Source organism: Sanguibacter sp. Z1732 (genome assembly GCF_051020515.1).
GTDB lineage: Bacteria > Actinomycetota > Actinomycetes > Actinomycetales > Beutenbergiaceae > CALKWS01.
The window spans coordinates 4,084,346-4,109,157 of sequence record NZ_CP194857.1; the positions used below are offsets into that span (position 1 = coordinate 4,084,346).

At 67.7% G+C, this 24,812-nt stretch carries 23 protein-coding genes and 1 pseudogene; 14 read left to right on the forward strand and 10 right to left on the reverse strand.

What is annotated here, in order from left to right:
- Positions 1 to 18: 18 nt before the first annotated feature.
- The 3 genes from ACRRRO_RS21200 to ACRRRO_RS21210 all read right to left on the reverse strand — a co-directional run bounded on the left by ACRRRO_RS21200 (position 19) and on the right by ACRRRO_RS21210 (position 5,396).
- Entirely contained in the window at positions 19 to 1,806 is a 1,788-nt protein-coding gene (locus ACRRRO_RS21200) for an FAD-dependent oxidoreductase (RefSeq protein WP_434080811.1), read from the reverse strand.
- 219 nt (positions 1,807 to 2,025) lie between these two features.
- A complete protein-coding gene (locus ACRRRO_RS21205) occupies positions 2,026 to 2,607 on the reverse strand; it encodes a type I restriction-modification enzyme R subunit C-terminal domain-containing protein (RefSeq protein WP_434080812.1) in 582 nt (193 codons plus the stop codon).
- Positions 2,514 to 5,396, reverse strand: coding sequence for a DEAD/DEAH box helicase family protein (locus tag ACRRRO_RS21210; RefSeq protein ID WP_434080813.1), 2,883 nt, complete (start codon positions 5,394 to 5,396; stop codon positions 2,514 to 2,516). Before ACRRRO_RS21210 ends, ACRRRO_RS21205 begins: the two co-directional genes overlap by 94 nt.
- A gap of 220 nt (positions 5,397 to 5,616) precedes the next feature.
- On the opposite strand from ACRRRO_RS21210, the gene ACRRRO_RS21215 reads away from it, so the two are divergent.
- Positions 5,617 to 5,874, forward strand: coding sequence for a type II toxin-antitoxin system Phd/YefM family antitoxin (locus tag ACRRRO_RS21215; protein ID WP_424797314.1), 258 nt, complete (start codon positions 5,617 to 5,619; stop codon positions 5,872 to 5,874).
- Between the two features lie 2 nt (positions 5,875 to 5,876).
- Positions 5,877 to 6,137 carry a Txe/YoeB family addiction module toxin gene (locus ACRRRO_RS21220; RefSeq protein ID WP_424797315.1) on the forward strand — a complete coding sequence of 87 codons (261 nt, stop codon included), beginning with the start codon at positions 5,877 to 5,879 and terminating at the stop codon, positions 6,135 to 6,137.
- Between the two features lie 30 nt (positions 6,138 to 6,167).
- Here ACRRRO_RS21220 and ACRRRO_RS21225 read toward each other — a convergent pair whose 3' ends face one another.
- From ACRRRO_RS21225 to ACRRRO_RS21240, 4 genes are read right to left on the reverse strand one after another with little or no spacing between them, the layout of a single operon-like run.
- On the reverse strand, positions 6,168 to 7,085 hold the full coding sequence (locus ACRRRO_RS21225; protein ID WP_424797316.1) for a restriction endonuclease: 918 nt from the start codon (positions 7,083 to 7,085) through the stop codon (positions 6,168 to 6,170).
- Positions 7,086 to 8,234: a restriction endonuclease subunit S gene (locus tag ACRRRO_RS21230; RefSeq protein WP_424797317.1), complete on the reverse strand. Its 1,149-nt coding sequence runs from the start codon at positions 8,232 to 8,234 to the stop codon at positions 7,086 to 7,088.
- Positions 8,231 to 9,112 (reverse strand): HsdM family class I SAM-dependent methyltransferase, encoded by an 882-nt coding sequence (locus ACRRRO_RS21235; RefSeq protein WP_434080814.1) that lies wholly within the window; start codon positions 9,110 to 9,112, stop codon positions 8,231 to 8,233. The genes ACRRRO_RS21230 and ACRRRO_RS21235 overlap by 4 nt, the downstream gene beginning before the upstream one ends.
- Positions 9,113 to 9,152: 40 nt before the next feature.
- Positions 9,153 to 9,701, reverse strand: coding sequence for a type I restriction-modification system subunit M N-terminal domain-containing protein (locus ACRRRO_RS21240; RefSeq protein ID WP_434080815.1), 549 nt, complete (start codon positions 9,699 to 9,701; stop codon positions 9,153 to 9,155).
- Positions 9,702 to 9,932: 231 nt separating this feature from the next.
- Here ACRRRO_RS21240 and ACRRRO_RS21245 point away from each other — a divergent pair, with 231 nt between their 5' ends.
- The 5 genes from ACRRRO_RS21245 to ACRRRO_RS21265 all read left to right on the forward strand — a co-directional run bounded on the left by ACRRRO_RS21245 (position 9,933) and on the right by ACRRRO_RS21265 (position 13,065).
- Entirely contained in the window at positions 9,933 to 10,310 is a 378-nt protein-coding gene (locus ACRRRO_RS21245; RefSeq protein WP_424797319.1) for a YciI family protein, read from the forward strand.
- Positions 10,311 to 10,315: 5 nt separating this feature from the next.
- Positions 10,316 to 10,702 carry a YciI family protein gene (locus tag ACRRRO_RS21250; protein WP_424797320.1) on the forward strand — a complete coding sequence of 129 codons (387 nt, stop codon included), beginning with the start codon at positions 10,316 to 10,318 and terminating at the stop codon, positions 10,700 to 10,702.
- Between the two features lie 43 nt (positions 10,703 to 10,745).
- Positions 10,746 to 11,963 (forward strand): RNA polymerase sigma factor, encoded by a 1,218-nt coding sequence (locus ACRRRO_RS21255; RefSeq protein WP_424797343.1) that lies wholly within the window; start codon positions 10,746 to 10,748, stop codon positions 11,961 to 11,963.
- Positions 11,964 to 12,058: 95 nt separating this feature from the next.
- On the forward strand, positions 12,059 to 12,409 hold the full coding sequence (locus ACRRRO_RS21260) for an ArsR/SmtB family transcription factor (protein ID WP_424797321.1): 351 nt from the start codon (positions 12,059 to 12,061) through the stop codon (positions 12,407 to 12,409).
- A gap of 2 nt (positions 12,410 to 12,411) precedes the next feature.
- On the forward strand, positions 12,412 to 13,065 hold the full coding sequence (locus ACRRRO_RS21265) for an SRPBCC family protein (RefSeq protein ID WP_424797322.1): 654 nt from the start codon (positions 12,412 to 12,414) through the stop codon (positions 13,063 to 13,065).
- A 94-nt stretch (positions 13,066 to 13,159) separates the two neighbouring features.
- On the opposite strand, the gene ACRRRO_RS21270 is transcribed toward ACRRRO_RS21265, so the two are convergent.
- Positions 13,160 to 14,263 (reverse strand): NYN domain-containing protein, encoded by a 1,104-nt coding sequence (locus ACRRRO_RS21270; RefSeq protein WP_424797323.1) that lies wholly within the window; start codon positions 14,261 to 14,263, stop codon positions 13,160 to 13,162.
- 58 nt (positions 14,264 to 14,321) lie between these two features.
- Positions 14,322 to 17,735: an efflux RND transporter permease subunit gene (locus ACRRRO_RS21275; RefSeq protein ID WP_424797324.1), complete on the reverse strand. Its 3,414-nt coding sequence runs from the start codon at positions 17,733 to 17,735 to the stop codon at positions 14,322 to 14,324.
- 239 nt (positions 17,736 to 17,974) lie between these two features.
- Here ACRRRO_RS21275 and ACRRRO_RS21280 point away from each other — a divergent pair, with 239 nt between their 5' ends.
- Together ACRRRO_RS21280 and ACRRRO_RS21285 are read left to right on the forward strand one after the other, a co-directional pair.
- A complete protein-coding gene (locus ACRRRO_RS21280) occupies positions 17,975 to 18,799 on the forward strand; it encodes a hypothetical protein (protein WP_424797325.1) in 825 nt (274 codons plus the stop codon).
- 30 nt (positions 18,800 to 18,829) lie between these two features.
- On the forward strand, positions 18,830 to 19,642 hold the full coding sequence (locus tag ACRRRO_RS21285; RefSeq protein WP_424797326.1) for a hypothetical protein: 813 nt from the start codon (positions 18,830 to 18,832) through the stop codon (positions 19,640 to 19,642).
- Positions 19,643 to 19,705: 63 nt separating this feature from the next.
- Here the strand turns inward: ACRRRO_RS21285 and ACRRRO_RS21290 are convergent.
- Positions 19,706 to 20,454: pseudogene (locus ACRRRO_RS21290) on the reverse strand (SDR family oxidoreductase).
- A 150-nt stretch (positions 20,455 to 20,604) separates the two neighbouring features.
- On the opposite strand from ACRRRO_RS21290, the gene ACRRRO_RS21295 reads away from it, so the two are divergent.
- From ACRRRO_RS21295 to ACRRRO_RS21315, 5 genes are read left to right on the forward strand one after another with little or no spacing between them, the layout of a single operon-like run.
- Positions 20,605 to 21,615, forward strand: a complete 1,011-nt coding sequence (locus ACRRRO_RS21295; protein ID WP_424797328.1) for a putative F420-0 ABC transporter substrate-binding protein — start codon at positions 20,605 to 20,607, stop codon at positions 21,613 to 21,615.
- Positions 21,612 to 22,712 (forward strand): putative F420-0 ABC transporter permease subunit, encoded by a 1,101-nt coding sequence (locus tag ACRRRO_RS21300; RefSeq protein WP_424797329.1) that lies wholly within the window; start codon positions 21,612 to 21,614, stop codon positions 22,710 to 22,712. The genes ACRRRO_RS21295 and ACRRRO_RS21300 overlap by 4 nt, the downstream gene beginning before the upstream one ends.
- Positions 22,709 to 23,503 (forward strand): ABC transporter ATP-binding protein, encoded by a 795-nt coding sequence (locus ACRRRO_RS21305; protein WP_424797330.1) that lies wholly within the window; start codon positions 22,709 to 22,711, stop codon positions 23,501 to 23,503. The genes ACRRRO_RS21300 and ACRRRO_RS21305 overlap by 4 nt, the downstream gene beginning before the upstream one ends.
- A 9-nt stretch (positions 23,504 to 23,512) precedes the next feature.
- Positions 23,513 to 24,436, forward strand: a complete 924-nt coding sequence (locus tag ACRRRO_RS21310) for a phospholipase D-like domain-containing protein (protein ID WP_434080816.1) — start codon at positions 23,513 to 23,515, stop codon at positions 24,434 to 24,436.
- Positions 24,322 to 24,795, forward strand: a complete 474-nt coding sequence (locus tag ACRRRO_RS21315; protein ID WP_434081614.1) for a phospholipase D-like domain-containing protein — start codon at positions 24,322 to 24,324, stop codon at positions 24,793 to 24,795. Before ACRRRO_RS21310 ends, ACRRRO_RS21315 begins: the two co-directional genes overlap by 115 nt.
- Positions 24,796 to 24,812: the final 17 nt, after the last annotated feature.

The window sequence follows — 24,812 nt, forward strand, 5'->3', positions numbered from 1 at the left end:
GCGGGGAGGACGGGGGATTCAGTGCGCGGGGACATCGGCGGGCTGTGGGATGGGATGGCTCGCCAGATAGGTGTGCAGGTGAGCGACCACAGCCGCACCGTCCCCCACGGCGGTCGCGACGCGCTTGATGGACCCGGACCGCACATCGCCTACCGCGTACACCCCGGGCATGGTCGTCTCCAATGACGACGGCGCGGGCCCGGGTGAGGGTGATGGCGCGGGTGAGGGTGATGGCTCTGGTGCCGGTGCTGCCGAGCGTTGCGGTGTGAGGCTTCCGGTGAGCACGAACCCTGCGCCATCGCGGGCCACGTCCGGCGGCAGCCAGGAGGTGCGTGGCGTTGATCCGATGAGCACGAACAACCCCACGGCTTCGATCTCTTGCTCGGAGGGCTCAGGGAGCCCCGCAGCAGGCTCCGCGCGCGCGACGGTGAGTGCCGCCAGGCAGCCGTCCACCACCCGGGCACCGACCACCTCGCTGCGATAGCGGATGGTCACGTTCGGCGTCGCGGTGAGTTGGTCGATGAGGTAATGGGACATGCTGGCGGCCAGGCTCGGGCCGCGGACCAGCAGGTCCACCTGCCGGGCGTACCGGGCAAGGTGCAAGGCCGCTTGCCCCGCGGAGTTCCCGCCGCCGACCACCACGACCCGCTCGCCGGTCATGGGGGGTGCTTCGGCGACCGCCGCGCCGTAGAACACTCCCCTACCGACCAGTGCCTCCAGTTCGGGCACCGGCAGGAGGCGATAGTCCACGCCAGTGGCCACGATCACGCTGCGGGCCCGGATGTGGGTGCCGTCCGAGAGCCTGACCGAGTGCACGTGTTCCTCCGTTTTCAGGCCGGTGACCTGGCGCATGAACAGGTATTCAGTGCCGAAACTCCAGGCCTGTTTGAAGGAGCGGTAGGCCAGGTGCGCACCGCTCACCCCGCTGGAGAAGCCCGGATAGTTGCGGATGAGTGAACTGGTTCCGGCTTGGCCGCCGACGGCTTGTTGTTCCACGACCAAGGTGCTCAGCCCTTCGGATGAGGCGTAGACCGCGGCGGCCAGCCCGGAAGGTCCGGCACCGACGATGGCCACGTCGAACACCTTGTTCACCGGGGGCGCGCCGGTCAGGCCGAAGGCGTCGGCGATCTGCAGGTCGCTGGGGTTGGTCAGCACCGTGGGCGGGGAGGTGAACTGCAGCACCACGATCGGCAACTCCGCACCCTGCAGGTTCAGGCCTGCCACTAACCGCTCGGTGGCAGCGGACTCCACCGCATAGAAGCCCACCGGGATGTGGTTGCGCCCGAACATATCCCGCAGTGTGTGGGTGCGCCGATCTTGTTGCCTGCCGATCAGCCGGACCGCCTCGAAACCGACTCCGTGGGCCAGGTACCAGTCGTCCAGGGCGTCGGTGATCGCGCCATGGAACTCCTCATCGCGCGGGCGCTCGGGGCGCACGACAACCAGGTCCGCGTGCCCCTGGCCCACGGCCTGGAACACCGTGGCGGCACTGGCGAAGTCGCCCCAGATCACCACCACCACGCGTTTGGCCGCTGGATGGGTGGCGTAGGTGCGCCCGAGGAAGCCCAGGCCCTGGCGGTCCGCCGGACCGTAGCAGCCGGCGATGAGTACCACTCCCCGACCCAAGCGTGCCAACTCCTGCAACACCGTTTCGGCGTGGTCGTAGTGGTCGCACACCACCACCTCGTAATCCACCCCGTAGCGACGGTGGAACTCCTCAGCCAGGATCGTACGCGTGACCGGATCGGTTGTGACGACCAGCATGACCGGCACCTGCGCACCATCGGTCTGGGCCGAATCCTCCATGGTCGCCACCTCCGGGTGGGTGCCTGGCCCCGAGAGGACTGACGCTACTCCTGGCACCAGGGCGCGACAAGAGCCACAATGCCGATCGCCGCGCCAAACCTGCACGCATAGAAGGACCCGAGACGACGTGACCAGGAGCGAGTTGATACCCGAGTACAGGATCGCCCGCCTCGAACGCTTCCGCGGAAGCGCCGCTGGCAGCGGAGGCTGTGAAGACGGCTACGCGACACTCTCCGGGATGGCTCTCGCTTTGATGTCGCGAAGGGTCGCCACGATGGCATCGACCTGGGAGTCGGTGAATAGTAGGTCCGCGCGGCCGTGGTCGGTGTAGGGCGACTCGAACAGCCGGCCTGGTTCCATCATCCCGTTGGCGGTGAGTTCCTCGACCACCAACTCCACGAAGCGCACTTGGTTGACGGTGAACGTGGCGGCGTCCAGGTAGTCGGCGAATGCCTCGGTGGCGGCCTGCCGGTCCAGGCCCACCAGGGAGCGGATGAAGAGCCCCAGGCCGCCGGTCTGCTCGGCGGCAGCGGCAATGTCCTGCGGCTCACCGGTTCCGCTGGCCAGCAGCATCTGTTCCAACGCAGCCAGATCCTCCGGAGTCAGTTGCCGGTTCCTGCGCAAGCGCTGCAATGCCACATGATCCTGGTGCCGGACCAGGTATGCGGCCGCCTTCTGCCGGAAGCGGTCCAGGTCGGTGCCCGGGGTCACCATCGCCAACTCGATCGCGCTGGCCTCGCCGAGTTCGTCGACGAAGTCGGTGTAGACGGGATTGCGCCGCGCCGAGTCGGCAAGGCGCACCAGGGAGCGCATCCGCTTCCGGACCGACTCCAGCATCGGCAGGGTGACGTCCACCACCAGCCATCGGATGCCACGGCCTCCAGCAACGTCGCTTGCTCGGCGACCATCGGAATCGTGGTCTTGCCCAGGAGGGCGCCGGCGATCGCCTGAATGGTCTTTCGCAACCGATCGGCCGTAGCGGTATCGCCTTCGAGGTCGGCCAGTTGACGACGCAGGATCAGCAGGTCGAATCGCTTGGCGTGCTCGTCCTCATCGCGCACCGATGAGGGAAGACCGGCGAGTTCGAGAACGTCCTCGGCATCCGCGCTGCTGAGCGATACCCATGACGAGGGTTCTGAGAAACGTTCGACGGCGCGGCGGTGCGGCCGCACCAGGACGTTGCCCGGGTGCATGCCCGCCACGGTCTGCTGCAACGCAGCCGTGATACTTCTCCGCAAGTCCGGTTCGACCCGAACGTGCTGCAGCCCACGAGCCAGGGCAACCCGGGCTTCAAACAAGTGCTGGGTGAGGGATTTCTGTATCGACCCTTCGCTGCCTGGCAGGTCCTGGTTGAAGTACTCCAGGTTGCCGCAGAAGTCGAAGACGAGGAAGTCGGTCTTGTCTGCGCCGGGGCCGAACAGGTCGGGGCGCAGGCGGGTGCCCCGGCCGATCATCTGCCAGTACTTCGACTTGGACCACACAGTCTTGAAGAAGACGAGGTTGACCACCTCGGGGATGTCGATGCCGGTGTCGAGCATGTCCACGCTGATCGCGATGTGCGGGGCCTTGGTGGGTGTGGCGAAGTCCTCGATCAGTTGCTGGGCGTACGGGCTGGCGTGGGTGATCGTGCGGGCGAAGTGTCCGGCGTACCCGGGCCAATTGATGTCGAAACGTTCTGCGATGAACTCCGCGTGGCGCTGGTTCTTGGCGAAGATGATGGTCTTGCCGATCCGGTCGCCACCGGCGACCTTGTACCCACGCGTCATGAGCGTCTCGAGCACCTTGTCCACGGTGTCGGTGTTGAACAGGAACCGGTTGAGTTCCTCGGCGCCCACCTCATCGGGCGCCTCGCCCTCGCCCCAGTCCAGAACGTCCCACTGGTCCTTCTCATCTTCGCTGAGTTCGTCGTAGCGGATGCCCCGGCGTAGGAATTTCGTACCCACGGACACGCCCTTGGGCGGCACCAGATATCCGTCGGCTACCGCGTCCTCCAGGCTGTAGGCGTCGGTGGGGACGCCTTCCTCAAGGTCGAAGAGACGGTACGTGTTGTAATCAACCTCATCCTTCGGAGTGGCGGTCAAACCCACCAGTATCGCGTCGAAGTAGTCGAAGATCACGCCGTACTTGGCATAGACCGACCGGTGCGCCTCATCGATGATGACCAGGTCGAAGTGTCCGGGCCCGAACCGCTGCGCCTGGGTAGCGTCATCGTCGGCTTCGTTGATGAGGTTCATGATGGTCGGGTAGGTCGACACGTATACCCTGCCCTCGCCGTCTCGTTCGGTGACCAGGTTGACCGTTGTGGCGGCGGGCAAGTGCTCCTTGAACGCCCCGACCGCCTGGCGCACCAGGGCGTTACGGTCAGCCAGGAACAGGACCCGCTTGACCCAACCGGCTTTCATAAGTTGGTCCACCAGGGCGATGACGGTGCGGGTTTTCCCGGATCCGGTGGCCATCACCAGCAGGGCTCGGCGTTCCCTGCTATCGAGCACCTCACCGATGGCCTTGATCGCCCGCACCTGGTAGGGCCTCCCGGCGATGTCGGTGTCCACCGTGGCTGTGGCCAGGGGCATGCGGGTGTGACGGCGCTGGACCATCAGTTCCAGTTCGTCGCGGGTGCAGAAACCCTGCACCTTCCGGGGCGGATAGCCGGCGGCGTCGTCCCAGAGCCAATGCTCGTACCCGTTGGTGTAGAAGATCACCGGTCGGCGGCCGAACTGGGCTTCCAGCCGGTCGGCGTAAAGTTCGGCCTGCTGTCGGCCGACCTGGACGCTGCTGCCGGCGCGTTTGGCCTCCACCACTGCCAGCGGTAGGCCGTCGGAGCCCCACAGCACGTAGTCGATGTAGCCGCGGCCTCCGCCGGGCATCCCGGCCACCGGGTACTCCCGGTCATGGTCCTGGTCCAGGAGCCACCCGGCTGCGCGTAAGTCGACATCGATATAGGCCTCGCGGGTCTGGGCCTCGCTGTAGTCGCGGGTGTCTTCGATACCGGCAGCCGCTTTGGCGTCCTGAGCCGAAGCGATCTGTGCCTGGAGTTGGGCGATCCGTTCCTCGTGGGCGGCCAGGAGTTCGTCCCGTTGGGCGAGTTCCCGGGCGTGTGCTTCGTCCTGCTCTTGGAACTTCTTGGCCAGGCGCACCAGTTCGTCACGTGAGAGCGGCGCCGCCTTGGCTGCCAGTGTCGGGTCGAACGGAGTTCGTACCGGGACGGCCGCGGGGTCGGCGGAGTGGTGGAAGGCCGCCCACACCACCACATGGTGCAGTTCGCGTAGCGCGGCGAGCCCGTGGTCGGAAGCCAAAGACCTTGCCTCGTGCACGGCGGTATTGCCGAGCCGGCGGATGAGGTTGAGTTTCTGGTTGATGCTGTTGCCGGTGCGGGTCTTGAACCTGCTGTCGTTGATCCGAGCGGCCAGGTCGTCCCGGTACGGCTCGGTCAGATTGAGAACCTCGTAGAGGTAAGCGACCAGGTGCTCGATCGCGCGCCGGCTATAGAAACACGCCGCGCGCGGGTCGGAACTCAGGTAGGACTCGGCCTTGACGCAGTCGGGGTGAACTGTGGGCAACGCAGCCTTGACGAAGGCGAAGTTGCTCACGACGCTCCTTTCCCCCGAGCGTTGCATGTGGACTCGGCGTACCCGCTGATCGCAAGCCATGCGGGCCGAGGCAACGCATGGTCAAGACAACGACGGGAACACAACTGTTTGAGTCAACTCTAGTTTGTTGACGCCGTGCGGGAGTGCGGATTCGTCGCGACGGGGTTTGATCCACCTCCGGCCAGGGCGTACAATTTCCTGTACAGGAGTTGGAGGTCCGATGCGCACGATGAGTTACAGCGAGTCCCGCCGTCGCTATGCCGAGGTTCTGGACTCGGTCGTGCAGGACCGTGAGGAGATCGTGATCACCAGGGCAGGCCACGAGCCCGTCGTCATCATGTCCCTGGACGACTTCGAGTCACTGCGCGAGACTGCATACCTGATGCGCTCCCCCGCTAATGCTCGACGACTGCTCGATGCGATGGAACGGCTCGAGGTGGGCGAAGGTGAATCGCACGACCTCATCGATGCCGACTGATCATGCGGCTGGTCTGGGACCATCACGCCTGGGAAGACTATCTCTGGTGGCAGGCACAGGACCGAAGGATCCTCAAACGCATCAACAATCTCATTGAGGACGTCGTCCGTAACGGTAACCAGGGCATCGGCAAGCCCGAGCCGCTCAAGCATGACTTCGCTGGGTACTGGTCCCGGCGCATCACCGAGGAGCATCGGTTGGTCTACAAGGTGACCGAGACCGAGGTGCGCATCGCCGCGTGCCGGTACCACTACGGCCGCTAGCGCCGGGGCAAACCGATCCGACGTCGGCGGCTACTCGAAGAAGTCCTCGTCGATCTCGACGATCTGGACCGTGCGCTTGGCTTGCACGCCAACGCCGTAGTGGATCATGAGCGAGGCCAGGCGTTCGCCGTCGACCAGCACGACGCGTGTGGCGACCGACTCAGCATATTCGCGGGCGCCGCGGCTGAAGCGGGCAGTGGTGATGAAGACACCCTGGCTGGCCTGGTTGCCGTGTAGCGCACCGACGAAACCCTGGATCTCGGGACGGCCGATCGGGGTGTCCAGGGCGTAACGCTTGGCCTGCACGTACACCCGGCTTAACCCCAGGGCGTCCTGGTCGATAATGCCGTCGATGCCGCCGTCGCCGGAGAGTTGTGTGCGGGTGGCTTTGCCGCCTGCTCCCCCGTAACCCATCGCTATGAGCAAGTCGAGCACGGCGTCTTCGAAGAATGACGGGGCCTGAGCGTGCAGACGGCTGAGGAGGTCGGCTGCGACGGTGGCGTGGATTCGGGCGATGCCTTCCTCGACCTGTTCCTCCGGGTCCAAAGTGCTCTCAGTGGTGGGTTCGGCGACTGATTTGCTTTCGCGACCGGACGGTGCTTTGGGTATCCACCATTCGTCACCTTCGCGTGCCATGGACCGCAGAACGGCCTCGCTTATGCCTTCGGGGTAATCCGCCAGCAGTTTCCGGCCGACGTCGGTAATGAGGTATTGCCCGCGCGCTGGGCGCTCCAACGCACCGACTCGGTTGAGGTAGGACGCAGCCCAGCCGATGCGGTTCTCCACCTTGGGCTGACCGGAAGGGAGCAACTCGGCTCGCTGATCCTCGGGGATCTGTTCAGCCGCCATCACCGCCTCGCGCAGTTCTCGAAGCCGCAGCGTACGACCGTCGATCAGTGCCCGCAGCACCGGCGCCATGAACTCATCCCACGTTGGCATCGTTGCCATTTATAGCCCTCCTGAGAATGCTCGGGACTGGAGTGACGCGAAGAGTTCGTCTTCGGCGGCCAGGACCCGCTCCACAGCGCTGCGTTCGGCACGGATCTGGGAGACCCTTCGCGCGAACTCAGCCTGGGCTGACCGCGAAACCTCAGGAATGGGGATCGACTCCAGGACCGCGGTCTCCAATCTTTTCGTGCCGTGAGCCGCAGTCGCAGTACGTGCCAGGATCCACTGCGTCCGTGCGCGAAGTGCACTCGCCAGGAAATCAACCTGGATGTCGTCACGCGGCAAGACCGCCTTAAGGTCCTGATTGATCGTCGCGGGAACGCGAATAACGGAGATTGGAACCGAGTGGGCGAGAATCATCCCGCGAACAACAACAGCGATGGTCTCGGCAGGCAATAGGCGCAGGCTCGTCACTTCAGGGACGCTTGCCGCGATGTGGTCCTGCGAATCCCAGAGTTCGTTCGCTTTCAGATCCTTTGCACTAAACCATGGGAGTTCGCCGGCCCAGAGTTCCGGCTTCTTCTTCGATGGCGTCCCGCCGCTGTAGAACCGGCAGAGGTCGCCTAGGGGGACAGTATCAGCGGTCGCGCCGAACATGGCGTGGAAGATGGACTGGGTGAGGTCGTCGAGGTGGGCGAGGGACTGGCGGCGCTTGGTGCGCAGCGCGTCGGCCTGGTCGAGAATCGCGGCGATGCGGCGCTGCTCCTCAATGGGAGGATGCGGGATCTCGATCTGCGTTGCCGTCCTCTTCGACAGTTCCTTGAACGTCGCGCCATTGCCAAGTGACTGCAAGTACTCCGTCTTGGAGTTGAGCCAGTGGTAGAGGAATTTCGCCTCGAGACCAGGTCTCGGAACGAGGCTCTTGAACCCTTGATTCGTTGCCATCGGCACGGTGTTGATCGCAACATGTCCGATTGGTGCACGAGAACTGAGTAGCACCGACCCAACTGGCAGGACATTGGTACTGCAACTGCGAACGCCCTCCTCAGTGAGTGTCCGAGGAGTCGCCGATATGTAAGGACCTTCGAGTTTGCTCAGGTCGGCGGGGGTCACCCATGCGATGTCACCGTCCCAGAAATCGGCCACACCCGACTTCGGCGTCGCTCCTGAAACGATCTCCGCGACATCGCCCAGACGGACTGTCTTCACGCCAACATCGCCTTCAACTCAGCGCGGCCCTGGGCAATCTCATCTTCGATCTGCTCGATATCGGCGATGATCTCCAGCGGGTCGCGGTGCTCGACGTCGTCGTAGACGATCTCCTTGTAGCGGTTGATCGACAGGTCGTAGCCCTGCTCGGCGATCTCCGCCTTGGGGACCGAGAACGAACTGTCGGTGCGCGCTCGGTCGCGTTCCGTCGTCGCCCGCTGTTGCCACCGGGTGAGCACATCGGGCAGGTCGTTGGCTTCGATCGGGTTGCGCTTGTCGTCCAGGGAGAAACCATCGGCAGTCACGTCGTAGAACCACACGTCATCGGTGCCGCCGGAGTCGGTCTTGGTGAAGCACAGGATCGCGGTGGACACCCCGGCGTAGGGCTTGAAAACACCGGAGGGCAGTTTCACCACCGCGTCCAGCTTCTGCTCCTCCACGAGTGTCCGGCGCAGATCCTTGTGCGCGTTCGACGACCCGAACAGCACGCCGTCGGGCACGATCACCGCCGCGCGGCCGCCGGGCTTGAGTAGCCGCAGGAACAGGGCGAGAAACAGCAACTCGGTCTTCTTGGTCTTCACCACCCGCAGGAGGTCCTTCGACGTCGACTCGTAGTCCAGCGACCCGGCGAACGGCGGATTTGCCAGGACCAGGGAGTACTGCTGGGCGTCAGCGGCGGCGCCCTCGGACAGGGAGTCGCGGTAGCGGATGTCCGGCGATTCGATGCCGTGCAGGAGCATGTTCATGCTGCCAATCCGAAGCATCGTGGAGTCGAAGTCGTAACCGTGGAACATGCTGCGGTGGAAGTGTTCGCGCTGCTTGGCGTTGGTCAGCGCGCTCGGGTGATGTTCGCGGATGTGTTCCGAAGCGCTGACCAAGAAGCCGGCGGTGCCGCAGGCGGGGTCGCAGATCTCATCCTCAGGGGGTCGGCGCCATCATCGCGACCATCAGGTTGATGATGTGCCGCGGCGTGCGGAACTGGCCGTTGGTGCCGGCGCTGGCGATCTTGGAGAGCAAATACTCGTACAGGTCCCCGTTGGTGTCCCGGTCCTCCATCGGGATGTCACCGAGCATGTCCACCACGCGGCTGAGCAGCGCCGGGGTGGGGATGGTGAACCGGGCGTCCTTCATGTGCACTGAGTAGGTGGAGTCATCGCCGCCGACCTGCTGGCCCAGGCCGCGCAAGTACGGGAACACCTCATCGGAGACCAGTGCGTGCATCTCAACCGGGTCGCGGTTGGCGAACCTGCTCCAGCGCAGGTGGTGCTGGTCGGGCAAGAACACCGGGTCCTCGATCTCACCGGTGATGCGGGCCTTCTTTTCCGCGATGGTCTGCAGGTCATCCAGCCGGCGCAGGAACAGCAGGTAGGTGATCTGCTCGATCACCTCCAACGGGTTGGAGATGCCGCCGGACCAGAAGGCGTCCCAGACGCGATCGACCTTGCTCTTCAGTTCACCTGTGATCACACGCTCCACTGTAGTTCGCAGGTCAGACAGCGGGGCGCGGGTCAGCCTGCCAACTCTGTACACCTGGGGGGTGATCTCCGACCCTCAGGCACCGGCACGAACGGCACCGAGGTGAGCACCTCCGGGAAACTGTCGTATCGGAACAGCCCCGTTCGTGGAAGGTATGTGGGACGCCACCGGTGGCCCGTGCAACAAACCGATGTCCTTCGGACTACTCGAGAGGAGAGGATCATGCCCGAGTACCTGATCGCGTTCAACGACGAGTGGGTGCCCGACCACACGCCACAAGAGGTGCAGCAGAAGGCCGAGGCCAGCATGGTGGTGGTCGAGGAGATGAGGAATGAAGGAGTCTTCGTCTTCGGGAACGGGGGGATCGATGCCTCCTCCGTTGTCTGCAGCGTCGAAGCCAGGGAGGGAGAGCCTGTCTTCACTGACGGACCCTACGTGGAGACCAAGGAGCATCTCGGCGGCTTCTGCGTCGTGCGGGTGCCCGATGACGCCGCTGCGCGGTACTGGGCCGGCCGCCTCGCGGTCGCGCTCGACTGGCCCCAGGAAGTGCACCGCTTCCCGGGTCGACCACCACAGGCCGCCGACCTCGATAGGGACTGATCACCATGCCCAGGTATCTCCTGTCCGTCTACGGACCCGCCGAACCCACCGACTACGGCCCCTACCCCTCCAAGGAGGCGATGCTGGCGTCCTTCGCCGACACCGGCGCCTTCAATGACAAGCTCCAGCGCGAAGGCTACTTCGTCTTCGCCGACGGTCTGGAGCCCGCCACGACCGCCACGACCGTGGACGGTCAGGGCGAGAGCCCGGTGATCCTGGACGGGCCCTATCTGGAGACCAAGGAGTGCATCGGCGGCTTCTGGGTGATCGAGGCCCCCGATCTGGACGTGGCCCTGAAACTCGCCGCCGAGGCGTCGAAGGCATGCCGCGGCAAGGTGGAGGTGCGCCCCTTCCAGACCGCGGAGTCCGTGCAGAGGCTGCTGCACTCGTAAGGCTCCTGCTGCAATAGTGAGCAAGGTGCGCCTCGAGGAAGCGATGACCCGCATCCACAAACAGGAGTGGGCGCGGGTCGTCGCCAGCCTTGCGCGCCGGTTCGGTGACCTCGATATCGCGGAGGACGCCGCTGCCGAGGCGTTCGTCACGGCGGTGCAGCGGTGGCCGCGCGACGGGGTGCCCGCTCATCCCGGCGGGTGGCTCACCACGACCGCGAACCGCAAGGCGATCGATCGGATCCGGCGCGAGTCCCTGCGCGAGACCAAGCACCAGGCGGCCCGGATGCTGCACGATGACACACCCGCCGAGCCGACCGGTCCGATCGAGGACGACCGGCTCCGACTGATCTTCACCTGCTGCCACCCGGCGCTGGCGATGGAAGCCCGGGTTGCCCTGACCCTGCGCCTGCTCGGCGGGTTGACCGTCGCCGAGATCGCCCGGGCATTCCTGGTGCAGGAGACCACGATGGCCCAACGAATCACCCGCGCGAAGAGAAAGATCAAGGCCGCTCACATCCCTTACCGGGTGCCCTCCTCCGAGGACATCCGCGAGCGGCTCGCCGGGGTGCTCACGGTGGTCTACCTGATCTTCAACGAGGGCTATCTCGCCGGCGAGGGTGTTGAGCCGCTCCGCACCGATCTCATCGATGAGGCGATCGTGCTGGGCCGGCTGCTGCTCGACCTCCTACCCGAGGACGGCGAAGTGGCCGGCCTCCTTGCCCTGATGCTCCTCATCGACGCTCGCCGGCCCGCGCGTGTCTCGCGCACCGGAGAGTTGGTGACGCTCGAGGAGCAGGACCGCAGCGCGTGGGACCGGTCTCTCCTCGACGAGGGCCACGCACTGGTCCGCGGCCGACTCGCAGCGGTGGCCGGCGGCGATGAGCAACCCGGGCGCTACCAACTGCTGGCGGCGATCAACGCTGTGCACACCTACCACCTCTCGGCGCGGGACACCGACTGGTCCCAGATCCTCACCCTCTACGACCGTCTGGTGCTGACGGATCCCTCCCCGATCGTGCGGCTGAACCGGGCGGTCGCAGTCGCCGAGGTGGACGGCCCCGATGTCGCACTGGCCGAGATCGACCGGTTGGCCGGACCTCTTGACGGTTACCACGCGTTGCATGCCGCACGCGCCGATCTGCTACGTCGGCTCGGCCGCGGTGGCGATGCGCTCGGTGCCTATGACCGGGCCATCGAACTGACCGGAAATCCCGCCGAGCGGACCTACCTCACCCGCCGGCGCGACCAACTCGCGACCTGAGGCGAACCCCTCGGCCGGCACGGCGAGGGCGAAGCCCGCACCTCCAGCTCAATTCACCATTGCCTTATATAAGTCAGGACTGATAGTGTCGTTCCATGCACGCGCTCGACGTCCTCGGTGACCCGGTTCGACGCCGCTTGCTGGAGTTGCTCGCCGACGGTGAGCAACCAGCCGGTGAACTCGCCACCCGGATCGGTGCGGAGTTCGGCATCAGCCAACCGGCGGTGTCCCAGCACCTGCGGGTGCTGCGCACGCAGGGCTTCACCACGGTGCGCCCCGACGGCTCCCGGCGGCTGTACGCCGTCGACCCCGAGCCGTTGCGTCAGGCCGATGACTGGCTCGCACCGTTCCGCGCGTTCTGGGCGCCCCGCCTGGCTGCCCTCGAGACCGAGATCGCGCGCGGCAAGCGCGAGCGACGCCACCACCCCAGTAACGAGAAGGAGTGACCATGACCGAGAACGTCACCACCATCAGCGCCGGACAGGCCGACCAGGTCACGCGTGGCCTGGCCGTGACCGAACACGGCGACACCGCGACGGTCGTCGCCACGATCAGCCAGGCCTACGCCACCACCGTCGAGGACCTCTGGAACGCCTGCACCTCCGCCGAACGGCTCCCCCGGTGGTTCGGGCCCGTCTCCGGCGACCTCGAACTCGGCGGTCGATACCGGATCGAAGGAAACGCCGATGGCACGATCGAGGCGTGCGAGCCTCCGTCGCGTGTCAAGGCCACCTGGGAGTTCGCCGGGAACATCTCCTGGGTCACCCTCCGCATCACCGAGGACGACGACGGCGCCCGCCTCACCCTTGAGCACGAGACGACCGAGGACTTCCCGAGCGACTTCTGGACCACCTACGGGCCGGGCGCGACCGGGGTGGGCTGGGACCTGGCCTTCCTGGGACTGGCCCTGCACATCGCCACCGGGGCCTCGAAGCCGCCGGAGGGCTCGGAGTGGGAGCGCAGCGACGCAGCGCGCGAGTTCATCGCGGATAGCAGCCGCCGCTGGGCCGAGGCCTCGATCGCCGCGGGCACGCCCGAGGACGCCGCCCGCGCCGCCGAACGGAGGACGACCGCCTTCTACACCGGCCAGGAGGTCGAGTAGCGTCGCGCGGACTCGGGCGATCGCACCGCCGGTGCCGACAAGGCCGGCGGGTCAGAAGGCCGGCGGGTCAGGCCGCACCGGTGGTGCGTGATGCTCAGGGCGCCGGCGTGAGGAGGTAGTCCTCCGCGTCCGCGTCCCAGCGCAGGTCCACGAAGCCGCCGGCATTGGCGGCGCGCACGAACTGCAGGAAGTTGCGGTACCCGAGGGTCTTCTCGGAGAAGCCGGGGCGCTGCTTGCGCATTCGGTCCTTGAATCCGGACAACGGCACCGCCTCACCGGCACCACCGACCAGGTCGGCGACCGCGGCGAACGCCAGTTCACGTTCGCCGCGCTCGGGCAGGGACACCTCCGGGTCCCCGGCCGCGGGGCCGGAACTGATCTCCACCACCCCGCGCTCGGCCAGGTGGCGCAGGCACTCTCCGAAGGAACGGAACCCGTAGTCGGACTCGCTGAAGGTGGGATCCTTGCGCAGCAGGGTGCGTTTGAGCACCGAGGCGGTCACCGCCCCGGAGGACGAACTCAGGTCCGCCAGGGTCTGGGCCACCAGCACCGCCAATGACGGCGAGCGCTCCTCCGCGTTCGCCTGCTCGGTACCGGTGGCATCGTCGTCGGCCTGCTCGGTCGGGTCCGGGCGCTCGGGCTGCTCCGGCTGCTCGGCCGCGGCCTCCGGGGGCTTGGGCGCCCCGGGGCGGCGACGCCGCCCGGAGCGTTCGGAACCGCTGGGTAGGTCCACGCCCTCCAGGCGGTCGTAGAAGAGGAACTCATCGCAGGCCGAGGGCAGGAGCTTCGAGGTGGAGTTGGCCACCCCGATCCCGATCACCTGCTTGTTCATCTCGCGCAGTTTGTGCACCAGCGGGGAGAAGTCGCTGTCGCCGGTGCAGAGCACGAAGGTGGAGATGTAGTCGCGCTCGAAGGCCATCTCCACCGCGTCGACCACCATCTTGATGTCCGCGGCGTTCTTGCGTGAGGCCCCCTGGTGCTGGGGCATCTCGATCAGTTCCACGTGTTCGCTGGCCAGGTCGTGCCGGTCGGAGGCGAAGAACGACCAGTCCGCATACGCCCGTCGCACCACCACGCGCCCGCGAGCGGCGAGGGCATCGGCGATCGAGCGGAACTGGAACGTGGTGCCCAGATCACGCACCCCCAGCGCGAGGTTCTCGTAGTCCAGGAACACGGCCAGACGCTCATCAGATTCCATGCCGCCACCCTAGCCCTGGGGTCTGTGCGGCGCTGACCGCGACAGCGCCGCGCACTCCTCAGCGTTTGCGGGCCCGTCGCCAGCGGCGCCGGGGCTTGGACTTCTTGGCCGTGGCACCGCGCTGCTCGGTATCGGGCGCCGGGGCCTCCTGCACGGCCGACGGCGTCGCCGCCCCCGCCGTAGCACCGGCACCATGTCGCACCTGGGGCGGCTCGTCGAAGGCGTCCACGTCGGTGAACTCCACGCCACGCCGCTGCTTCCGTGCCTCGACGAGCCGGTAGAGCACCGGCACCAGCACCAGGGTGAGGATCGTGGAGGTGAACAACCCACCGATCACCACCAGCGCCAGGGGCCGGGAGATGAAGGCTCCCCCACCGGTGATTCCCAGCGCCATCGGGACCAGGGCACCCATCGTGGCGAAGGCCGTCATAAGGATCGGGCGCAGTCGGTGCCGGGCGCCGTCCTCGATCGCCTCGGCCAGTCCCATCCCGGCTCGGCGGTACTGGTTGATCAGGTCGATCAGCACGATGGCGTTGGTGACCACCACACCCACCAGCATCAGAGCACCCACCAAGCCGGCCACGCCCAGCGGGGTGCCGGTGATCAGCAGCAGCCCGATCGAGCCCGTGGCCGCGAACGGCACCGAGATCATCAGGATCAGCGGCTGCACCAGCGACCGGAAGGTGCCCACCATCACCAAGTAGACGATGGCCAGGGACAGCAGCAGGGCCACGCCCAGGTTGGCGAAGGCCTCGTCCTGGTCGGCCATCACGCCCCCGACCTGAACGCTCGCGCCGTCAGGCAGGTCGAGGTCGTCCAGGGCTTCCTGGAGTGCCGCACCCTGGGCGCCCAGGTCGGTGGCGGTGGAGGACGCGGTGATCGTGGCGGACTGGATACCTCCACTACGGGTGACCGAGGTGGGCAGGTCGACTTCCTCGACCTCGGCGATATCTGCCAGCAACACCGGGTCGGGTTCACCGACCTGCGCCGGATCGGGCTGGTCGAGGTCGGTCGGGTCGGGCCCTTCGGGAAGTTCGCCGGGGGCCATGCCCTCGGGTGCGTCCGTCGGTGCATCGCCGGGCATCTGCCCCGGGACATCCCCTGGTGCCGGGGAACCGGCGGGTTCGGCGGGCACCGTACCCACCGGCAGTTCTTCCAACTCGGTCATCGACAGCGGAGCCTCGCCGATCTGCATGACCACGTCGATCTCACCGGTGTCGGTGACGATCTGGCCCAGCGGGATGCCGTTCAGGGCGGCCGCCACCGACTGCCCCACCTGAGCCTCGCTCAGGCCCACCTCGGCGGCCGCTTCGCGGTCCACGCTCACCGTCACCGTCGCCAGGTCCTCGGCCAGGTTGCTGGCCACGTCGGTGGTGTCGGGCACCTCGGCGACGGCGTCGCGCACCTGCTGTGCGGCATCGGCCAGATCCTCGGAATCGGCGGCGGTGACCACCACTTCCACGCCACCTGCCAGTGCCGCCTGTCCCGGGCTCACGGTCAGTTCCCCCGCATCGGAGCCCAGGTCCGCCAACTCCTCGCGCAGCCGCCGTTCCACCTGCGCCGCATCGGCTTCCAGGTCCAGGCTCACCATGAACGTCGCGTCCTGGCCCGCGCCGACGAACGCCATCACGCCCTCGGCCTCACCGCCGGTCACCTGATAGGTCTGGACCTCCTCGATGTCCTCCAGGATCGCCTCGACCTGGGCAGCCGCCTCATCGCGGGCCCGCAGCGAGGTGCCGCTGGGCAGCGTCTGGGCGATGCTGACGGTGTTGTCCCCGGAATCCCCGATGAACTCGGTCTCCAACTGGGGCACCAGCGCGACGGTCCCGCCGAGCAGGCCGGCGGCGATCAGCAGAGTGATCACCGGGTGGGCCAGGGCCGGGCGCAACGTCGCCAGATAACCGCGCTGCAGCGGGCCCCGGCGCTCCTGGGCCTGCTCGTCCACCCTCACGTGCCCGCGCTGCCCGGTACCGGCCGTGGGTTCGGCTGCGGACGGGGCACCCTTGGCAACCGGTAGGAACCACCACGCGAGCACCGGCACGATCGTCAACGCGACCAACAGCGAGACGAGCAACGCGGCGGCAGCGGTGAAGGCGAACGGGCGGAAGAGTTCGCCCACCAACCCCCCGACCAGACCGATCGGCACGAACACCGCTGCGGTGGCCACGGTGGCCGAGGTGATCGCACCGCCCACCTCCCGCACGCCCGTCAGCACCGCCTGGTGCTTGGGACCGCCGTAGGACAGGTGCCGTTCGATGTTCTCGATCACCACGATGGAGTCATCGACCACCCGGCCGATGGAGACCGTCAACGCCGCCAGGGTGAGCAGATTCAGGGTGTACCCCACCACGTTCACGCCGATGATCGTGATCAGCAGGGACAGCGGGATGGACACCGCCGTCACCCCGGTGGGCCGCCAGGCGCGCATGAAGATGAGGATGACGATCACGGCGAAGATCAGACCGAGCATGCCCTCGACCGCCAGATCCTCCACGGACTGGGTGATGAACGGGGCTTGGTCGATGATGACCGAGATCTCCGCGCCCTCGCCCAGGAACTGCTCCAACTCCGGCAGCAGGTCGGCGACCTGGTCGGAGATCTCTACCGTGTTCCCCTCCGGGGTGGCCGTGACCGCCAGTCCGAAGGAGGTCTGGCCGTTGGTGCGGGCGAAGGAGGTGGCCTCCTCCTGTTCCACCGACACCTCGGCCACCTCATCCAGGCGCAGCACCTCGCCCTCGGCATTGCGTAGGGGTAGGGCGGCCACGTCGTCGACACCCTCGAGTGCCTCACCCACCTGAACGTTGAGCGCGCGCGGATCATCGCGCAGGGTGCCCGCCGGGATCACCATGCCGTGGGAGTCCAGGGTGCTGACGATCACGTCCGGGGACAGTCCGGCCATAGCCAGAGCGCCCGCGTCCACATCGATGGTGACCACCTCATCGACCGCACCGCTCAGGGCCACATCCCGCACGCCGTCGAGCGCCTCCAGTTCCGGCACCACCACGTCACGCAGCGTCTGCACCGTCTGCTCCGGATCCTCGGGCGCGGTCACCGCCAGTTGCACCACCGGCAGATCGTCGAAACTACCCACCATCACCTGCGGGTCGGCCGCCTCGGGCAAAGACATCCGGGACAACGCCATCTGCATCTGCTGCTGTGCCGTACCGGCCTCGGTGCCGTACGCCAGTTCCAGCAACACCGTGGACACGTTCGCGTTCGACGTCGCCGTGGTGGACTCCAGGCCCTCCACAGCCGTGGCCGCCTGGCTGATCGGCACGCTGACCTGGTCATCGACCACATCCGGGGAGGCTCCCGGGTACGGGGTGATCACCACCACGATGGGCAACTCGAAATCCGGGATGAGTTCTTGTTTCAACGTCGCCGCCGACCAGAGGCCCCCGAGGACGGCGATGATCGCGGCCAGGGCCACCAGGGCGCGGTTGCGAAGGCTGAAGCGAGCGAAAGCGATCACGGCGTGGTGTCTCCGGTGCAGGTACGGGCGCAGAGGTGCGGCCTCGCGCGGGAGGAGGGACTCGGGCGGGCCGCGCCTGGTGGCGTTGCCGTAGCCACCTCAGATTACCTGCGTACCCGGTCGGCCGGCATCGGCGCCAGCGCGCCTGGAACAACGGTGTACCTCGCCGTGAAACACTCGGGACACTCACAACACAGACCATGTGCACCGGCGTTAACCCATCAGCAGGGAGGCTGACGATGCTCCGCACCCGCGTCTGCGCCGCCGTCCTGGCCGCGGGCCTGGCCCTGGGGCTGGGTGCGTGCACCGACGATGAATCCGAACCGGACGGCGAGACCGGAGCGGACCAATCCCCCACCGCCGACGACGGGGACAGGGCCGACGGTGACGTCGAGGACAGCGAGGACGGCGCGACCGAGGACGGCGAGGACGGCGAGCCGGAGGCTGACGAGGGCGGCTCCGGCGGCGACAGCGACGACCTGCCCGGTGAGGTCATCGAGATCTTCCCCTGGGAGGGCGATGAACTCGCCGTGGTCGTGGTCGATCATGACGACGTCCTGAACGTGCGCGAACTCCCCGACCCGGGCGCCACCGTGGTCACCGAACTTGATCCGCTCACCCGGTCCGTGGTGGCTACCGGGCACAACCGCAGCGTGGACGACTGGGGTATCTGGGCCCAGGTCCAGGCCGAGGGCGTGACCGGGTGGGCGAACGTGACGTTCCTGGGCTACCTGGGCCGGACCGCCGACGCCGATGAGGACTTCGCCGATGTGGACCCGGCCGACTCCGTCGAGGACCTGGCCCTGGCCGTGGGCGCCCGGGCCGCCGAACTCAACGGTGCCGCCGAGATCGACAACGCCCGGATCGCCGTCTCCGACATCTCCGGCCCGGTCAACTCCCCCGACGTCACCGTTGATGTGACCGGCATCCCGGACGACGCCCAGAAGGGTGAACGACTCCTGATGCGCGCCGGGACGACCGCATCGGGGACGATCCAGGTCGAGTTCATCGAACGCACCATCATCTGCACGCGCGGGGTCTCCGAGGATGGCCTTTGCCTCTGACCCGCAGGACCACGAGCCCAGGAGGCTGACATGCTCCGCACCCGTATCACCACCACCGCTGCCGCGGCTCTGGCCGCCGCACTCCTCCTGAGTGCCTGCACCGGCGACGGCGAGGAACCACCGCCGCAGGAGACCGCCACCGAGGCCGAACAGGACGAGACCGGACCAGACCCGGACGAGACCGACCCGGACGAGACCGAACCGGGCGAGGACGAGCAGACCGATGAGGTGGAGAACGGCGGCGGCCCGGGGACCGAGCCCGCCGACCAGGCAGATCTCCCGGGCCAGGCGGTGGACTTGTACACCGAGGGCGAAACCGTCGACGTGGTCGGGGTGGCGCACGACGACGTGCTGTACGTGCGCGAGTTGCCCGACCCGACCTCCCCGGAGGTGACCGCCCTGGCCCCGCTGACCTCCGACGTCGTCCTGACCGGGCGCGCCCGGCAGTTGGACGACATGGCGGTCTGGCTGGAACTGGACGTCGAGGACCGGGTGGGCTGGGCGAACCTGCGCTATCTGGCCTACCTGGGCATGGTGACCGACGAGACCTCGCAGATCAGCGACCCCGGGCCCCAGGACTCGATGGCGGACCTGGCCGCCGCCGTGGTCGAGGACCTGCAGGAGGACGGCGCTCCCGACTTGGACATGACGGTGGCCGAGGACGTCCAGGAAGGGGACCTGACCACCATCGTGGTCGACGTCCAGGGCTACGCCGACGACTCCATCAACGGCCACCGGCTGCACATCTTCGCCAGCGACGAAGGTGGTGACGGCTACCGGCTGGTCAGCGTGGAAGCCACCCAGATCTGTACGCGGGGGGCCACCGAGCAGGGCTGCCTGTAAACGGAGTTGCCCGGGGGCTGCTCGGGGCTGCCGGTCAGCCGCGGCCGGCGGCCAGGGGCCCGCTCAGCGACGGGCGACCACGGTGTTGGAGGCCTGGGCGACCGGGCGGATCGTCAGCGAGTCGATGTTGACGTGTCGGGGCCGGCTCAGGGTCCAGGCGATCGCCTCGGCGACATCGTCGGCCACCAGCGGCTGGTCCACTCCGGCGTAGACCTGTTCGGCCGCCGCGACGTCCCCGAGCCGGCGCAGTGCGAACTCCTCGGTCTTGACCATCCCGGGGGCGATCTCGATCACCCGGATCGGCTCGCCGACGAGTTCCAGGCGCAAGTTGTTGGCGATCACGCGTTCGGCGTGCTTGGCCGCGACGTACCCCGCGCCACCGGGGTAGGTGTCGTGGGCGGCGGTGGAGGTGACGACGACGACGTCCCCGCCTTCGCCTTCTCGTAGCGCCGGCAGCAGGGCCTTGGTGGTGCGCAAGGTGGTCAGCACGTTGATCCGGTACATCTCCTCCCACACTGGTCCACGTCAGCGTGTTCCACCGGGTCGGCGCCACGAGCCCCACCGGCATTGTTCACCAGGGCGTCCAGACCCCCGCCCGCGGTGACGGCCGCAGCCAACTGCGCCACGCCGTCGTCACTGGACAGGTCCGCCACCACATACTCGGCGCCGGACTCCTCGGCCACCGCGGCCAGTCGCTCGGCCCGCCGTGCCACCGCGATCACCTGGGCACCTTGGCTGCTGAGCAGCCTGACTGTTGCCGCCCCGATGCCGCTGGAGGCTCCCGTCACCACAATGCGCTTACCGCTGTTCATGCCACCATCCTGCCAGCCTGTCCCGGACCTGCGTAGGATGGTCGGTGGACACCGGGTCCTCTCTGCCCCGGCCAACCCCGGACCGACTCTGTCCGGACGTCCGGGCCCGGCTCTGGCCCACCAGATCACCGATCCATCCGGAGAGCCCCCGTGAACCCTCGTGTCCGTCACGCTGTGCCGCTGACCCTTGCCGCGCTCGTCCTGGTCGGATGCAGCACCGCCTCACCCACCGGACCGCAGTCCGTCCCGGAGGCGGCCGACGACGACGCGGCCGGTCATTACCCGGTCACGGTGGACAACTGTGGCACCGAGGTGAGCTTCTCCCACTCCCCGGAGCGGATCGTGACCATCAAGTCCACCACCTTCGAACTGGTGCTGGCTCTGGGGATGGGTGAGGCCGTGGTCGGGCACGCCTTCCTGGATGGTCCGGTACCCCCCGAACTGACCGGCGCGGCAGCGCAGGTGCCCGAACTGGCCGAACGGGACCCCTCCACCGAGGTGGTCCTGGCCGCCGACCCGGACCTGATCTTCGCCGGCTGGGAGTCCACGTTCACCGATGAGGGCCTGGGGTCGCGGGAGTCCCTGCACGAATTGGGCATCGCCACCTACGTCTCCCCACCGGCCTGCCAGGGGGAGGACTACATGCCCGACCCGCTGACCTTCGCCGAGATCGCAGACCAGATCCACCAGGCCGGGGAGATCTTCGGCGTGCCAGAAGCCGCCGCCCGGCTCGTCACCGAGCAGCAGGCCCGCCTCGAGGAGGTGACGGCGTCCGAGGCCGGGCTCAGCGCCCTGTGGTACTCCTCCGGCTCCGACACCCCGTTCGTGGGGGCGGGTATCGGCGCACCACAGTTGCTGATGGAGACCGTGGGGCTGCAGAACATCGCCGGCGGAATCGAGGACAGTTGGGCGTCGATGTCCTGGGAGGCGGTGGCCGATGCCGAACCGGACGTGATCGTGCTGGTGGACTCGGACTGGAACACCGCCGAGCACAAGATCTCCGTGCTGGAGTCGGTGCCGGCCATGGCCGCGCTGCCCGCGGTGAGCGAGGGGCGGTACCTGATCCTGGACTTCCCCACCACCGAGGCGGGGATCCGGTCCGCGGACGCCGCCGTCGACCTCGGTGAGCAGTTGGCGCAGGTAGAGGCCGGGTTGTCGTGACCGCCACCGTCACCCCACGCCGGGGCCTGCAGGCCCCCACCGGGCCCGCGCTGCCACAGCGGCCGCGACTGGCTCCCTGGTTGGTGCTGGGCGTGGTCGGGCTGATCGTCTCTGGCGTGGTGGCGATGGGGATCGGGCCGGCGGGAGTCAGCGCCGCGGAGATCCTCGGTTCCGGCTGGCACCACCTCAGCGGGGTGCTACCGGGGATGGAGCAGGCCGCGAACCCGCTGAGCCCGGCCCGGGATGCGATCGTGTGGCAGGGCCGGGCGCCCAGGGTGCTGACCGCCATGGCGGTGGGAGCCGGGCTGGCGCTGTGCGGAGTCGTGATGCAGGGCCTGACGCGCAACCCGCTGGCCGATCCCTACCTGCTCGGGGTCTCCTCCGGAGCGGCGCTGGGTGCGGTGGCGGTGCTGCTGCTCGGGGTGGGACTGTGGTTGCCGGTCGCGGCGTTCGCCGGTGCTCTGCTGGCCCTGGCGGCCACGCTCGCGCTCGCCGGAGTCGGGGGGGCCCTCACACCGGCGCGCACCATCCTGGCCGGGATCGCGGTGGCGCAGGCCTGCTCCGCGCTGGTCTCCTTCGCGATCTTCGCCACCACCCGCGGGGACTCCTACCGGGAGATCCTGGGCTGGCTGCTGGGGTCGCTGGCACGGGCCGGCTGGGCCTCGGTGCTGATCGCCGGGGTCTGTCTGGCCGTGATCGGGGTGGTGCTGATCGGGGCGGGCCGGTCCCTGGACGCCTTCGCCTTCGGGGACACCTCCGCGGCGTCCCTCGGCGTGAACGTGCGGGGGATGCGCTGGATGCTGCTGACCATGAGCGCGCTCCTGACCGGGGCGATGGTGGCCGTCAGCGGCGCGATCGGGTTCGTCGGGCTGGTGATCCCGCACATCATCCGGCTTTCCCTGACCCGCCGCCACCGTTGGTTGCTGCCGCTGTCGGCCTGCGCCGGGGCGCTGTTCCTGCTCTGGGCCGACACCGCGGCCAGGGTGGTGTTCGCACCGATGGAGGTGCCGGTCGGGGTGTTCACAGCCGGGATCGGGGCGCCGGTGTTCGCGTGGTTGCTGATGCGCAACCGCAAGGCCACGGCAGGTGGCACATGACGGTCCCGGTGCTGACCGCCCGCGGGCTGACGTACCGCGTGGCACCGCACGTCACGTTGCTGGACGGGGTGGATGTGAGCGTGCGCGCCGGAGGGATCACCGGCGTACTCGGTCCCAACGGGGCGGGGAAGTCCACCTTGCTGCGCCTGGTCGTGGGGGCGCTGTCACCGGAGGCCGGCCGGTTGCGCCTGCACGGAACGGACGTGGCCACGATGAGCCGGCGCGAGCGGGCCCGCACGGTGGCGTTCGTGGCCCAGGACTCCCCCACCGAGGTGTCCATGGACGTCCTCGACGTGGTGTTGCTGGGCCGCACCCCCCACCTGGGGGCATTCGCAGCGGACTCCCCGGCCGACGTGGAACTGGCCATGGACGCCCTGGAGCGCACCGGCGCGGCCCATCTGGCCCAGCGGGACATCGCCACCCTCTCCGGTGGCGAGCGCCAGCGGGTTCACCTGGCCCGGGCGCTGGCGCAGGAACCTCAGGTGCTGGTGCTGGACGAGCCGACCAATCACCTGGACGTGGCGGCGCAGTTGCAGGTGCTGGACCTGATCCACGCCGTGGCCGCCGCCGGCACCGGGGTGCTGGTGGCGATGCACGATCTGGACCAGGCCGCCCGGACCTGCGATGACCTGCTGGTACTCCAGGACGGCCGCACCGCCGGCTCCGGAACGGCCGCGGAGGTCCTGACCGCCGACCTGATCGGCGCGGTCTGGGGAGTGGGGGTGGAGTGGGTGTCGACATCCGGTGGGCGCGCGCTAATCCTGTCCCGTCTCGGGGTGCCGATCACCTAGATTGGACCTATGACGAATCGGGGGCCGCGGCTGCAGTTCGACCTCCCGCGCCCGAGTTGGACGTCCCTGGGCCGGGCCGCCCAATGGTGGATCCGGATCGTCGCGGCGGTGCACCTGGCTGCGCTGGTGGGCGTGGTGGTGGCCGAGCACCTGCGGAAGTTGCGCGACCCCTACCGCGGGGTCTTCCCGCGCATGGCGCCCTGGTCCACCGAGATCGCCGGCACCAAAGCCACCACCTTCACCTTCGGTGAGGACCTGTATGCGGCAATGCTGGACTCCATCCGCAGTGCCGAGCACTCCATCTACTTCGAGACCTTCATCTGGAAGGGTGATGAGGTCGGTGCGGCGTTCAAGCAGGCATTGATCGCCGCCGCCCGGCGTGGTGTGCAGGTGTACGTGGTGATGGACACCTGGGGCAACCTGGTGGTCGATCCACGGTTCAAGAGATTCCCGAAGTTGCCCACGTTGCACCTGCTGCACTTCCCGCTCTTCCGTCCGGGGCTGCTCACCTTCAACCTCCGCAAGACCGGCCGGGATCACCGCAAGATCCTGGTGGTCGACGACGAGGTCGGGTACGTCGGCGGGTACAACATCGGATCGCTGTACGCTTCCACCTGGCGCGACACCCACCTGCGGCTGGAGGGGCCGGCCACCTGGAGTTGGCCAACGCGTTCGTCGACTTCTGGAACGACCACCGAACGGCGCGCCACCCCGAACTTCCCGACCAGGGCGTCAAACTGTGGGAGCCGCGGATCCGGGCGGCGCAGAACGCCCCGAGCCGGATGCTGTTCCCGGTGCGCGGTGTCTACCTGGACGCGATGGACCGGGCCGAGCATCACATCTACATCACCCAGGCCTACTTCATCCCGGACCGGGAGATCCTGCGCGGCCTCATTGCCGCCGCCCGGCGGGGTGTGGACGTGCGGGTGGTGATCCCGGAGATCTCCAACCACATCGTCACCGACTGGGCTGCGCGCTCCCACTACACCCAGCTGCTCGATGCCGGGGTCACGTTGTGGCTGTTCCAGGACGCCATGATGCACGCCAAGACGATGACGGTGGACGGACGCTGGTCCACCATCGGAACCGCGAACATCGACCGGCTGTCCTTGATCGGCAACTTCGAGATCAACCTCGAACTCTTCGATGCCGCACTGGCGCAGCACATGGAAGACATCTTCGCGGTGGACCTGACCAACTGCCGCCAACTGACCGCCGAGGAATGGAACGCCCGCAGCCTGGGCCACCGGGTCCTGGAACGGCTGATCCGCCCCTTCTCCCCCCTGCTGTAGTACCCCGCGGAGTTCGT